Below are 2376 nucleotides of genomic sequence, written 5' to 3' on the forward strand. Positions count from 1 at the left end.
AGAATATATATATTATTATTATTTTTATTGTTATTATTATGATTATTATTATTATTATTATTATTATTTTCCTCTTCCAAAGGAGTATAATAATAAAATTCTTCGTCTTCGTTAGTTTCGTTAAATTCGTAATTATTTTCGATTCTTCGGCTTCCGCTTCTTATATGGTCGATAGGACATTGCGAGCTTAAATCTACATTTCCTCCAACCGTTAAAGGAGTCGTATTAATGCAAGTATGATTTCTTGGAAGTCCAGATTCTTTGCATATTTCTATTATAAACACATCGTTTGGAACATCCCAATTAAAATTTCTTTTATTTTCCGAAGTTATATAATTCAAATATTGAAAAGTAGCCAAAGCCGTAGTCGCTCCTCCAGTTACATTATTCGGCAAAACATCGTTTCTGTCGCTTCCAATCCAAGTTATAGTCGCTATCTCATCGTTATACGCGGCAAACCAATTGTCTTTATGCTCGCTTGTCGTTCCAGTTTTTGCCGAAAAAGAAGGATAATGAAAATTGTAAGAGTTTGCGCTTCTGTAAGCCGTCCCGCCTTGAGCTATAACTTTTTGTAAAGTCGTATTCAAAAAATAATAAGAAGACGGGGAAGTTCCGCTTATTTTATGAGGAGTTCTATCGGCTAAAGCCGTAACGCTCAATTCCATCCCGTTTATATCCAAGATTTTTGCGACTATATAAGGCTCGTATTTGATTCCGTAATTTGCCAAAGCTCCGTAAGCGGATGCCAAATCCAAAGGACTCATTTCCATAGTTCCAAGTCCAATAGACAAAGCGTTTGGTATATAGGCGTTATCTCCGAAAAATTCTTTAGAATGTTCTATAAAATAAGACAAACCTATATCGTTTAATAATTTTACGGCAATAGTATTTATAGATTTTGCAAGCGCCGTTTCCAATGTCATTTCGCCTCTATATCTTCTATCGTAATTTCTTGGAGAATAAGAAGGTTTTCCGACTCCCTGCGGATAAGTATAATTTGTGTCGATTACCGTTGAAAAAGGTTGCGCTCCTCCCTCGAACGCGTATAAATAAATAAACGGTTTTATTGCGCTTCCTATTTGCCTTTTCGCTTGAACCGCTCTGTTAAATTGATTATTTAAAGTATAACCGTCTCCGCCAATCATTGCGAGTATTCCGCCGTCTTTCGGGTCTATAGAAACCAAAGCTCCTTGATAACTTCTATTTGAAGAGGAAGCTTGAAGTTCTCTTATTTTTTCTTTCATTACCAAATCCGCCGCTCTATAATATCTTTCGTTTACCGTAGTATAAATTCTTAAACCCGATAAAGCGAGTTCGTCCTTATTGAAATAATTTAAAAGTTCCTGCCTCACATATTCGTTTACATAAGGCGTTCTGTTTACCGTCATTTTCCATTGCGAGCCTTTAACTTGCTTGCTAATATTTCTATATTCTCCGTCAAATAATTCCAGCTCTCCTTTCATAGTTTCTCTATCTATAATATTATTTTTCACGAGTCTTGAAAGAATTTGCTCCACTTTTTTTCTGCTGTTATCGGGATTATTGACTATGGAATAATAACTTGGATTTGGGAGCATTCCAACCAATATTGCGTATTCCAATAATCTGCATTGCCTTAAAGGTTTTTGAAAGTAATAATTTGCGGCGGCTTCAAATCCATAATTTCCGTCTCCGAGATAAACCGTGTTAAAATACATAGCTAAAATTTCTTTTTTATTGTATCTGTCTTCTATTTCTTTTGCTGCAAACATTTCAAATAATTTTCTTTCAATTGTTCTTTCGCTTTTCGTAAACAATAATTTTGCAAGCTGTTGGGTGAGAGTAGAGCCTCCTCCGACAATTCTTCGAGACAAAATAGTTTTTATTCCCAAATAAGCCGAACGAAAATAATTGATTCCATGATGCGAGTAAAATCTCTGGTCTTCCATCAAAAGCAAAGTCTGTTCCAAAAGCGGATTAATATCGTCAATATTAACCACTTCGTAAGAAGGAGGCATATATTCTCCGATTAATATATTATTTCTATCGTAAATTCTTGTGGGGGGAGAATCGCCGAAAGGATTGAGAGGATTAAAATATCTTATTCGTTTTTCGTTTCCTCTTATGACAATTATATTATAATATTCTTCGAGCATCGCCATGCTTTGAGTTCTTCTGCCAAGCCAATCTCTATAAATTCCTCCGACAAAAAAAGCGAGTCCAATTCCGCAAATTGCAAATATAAGAAGAATTATAACAAAAATTCCAATTATGAAACTTTTAAATTTAGATTTTTTCTTTATCTTTATATTTTTATTTATATTTTTTTTATTCATTTAAATAAATACCGCATTAATATTGTAAGATAATTATTCTGATTTACATATGATACTATTA

General features: G+C 33.7%; 1 protein-coding gene. It reads right to left on the bottom strand.

Annotation, left to right across the window (positions count from 1 at the left end; genetic code table 11):
- Positions 1–2315, bottom strand: a 2315-nt coding sequence (locus EZH24_RS10365; protein ID WP_137999055.1) for a transglycosylase domain-containing protein, incomplete at its 3' end; no start/stop codon positions are given.
- Between the last annotated feature and the right edge of the window lie 61 nt (positions 2316–2376).

This window comes from Brachyspira catarrhinii (assembly GCF_005518285.1).
Taxonomy (GTDB): Bacteria; Spirochaetota; Brachyspiria; order Brachyspirales; family Brachyspiraceae; genus Brachyspira; species Brachyspira catarrhinii.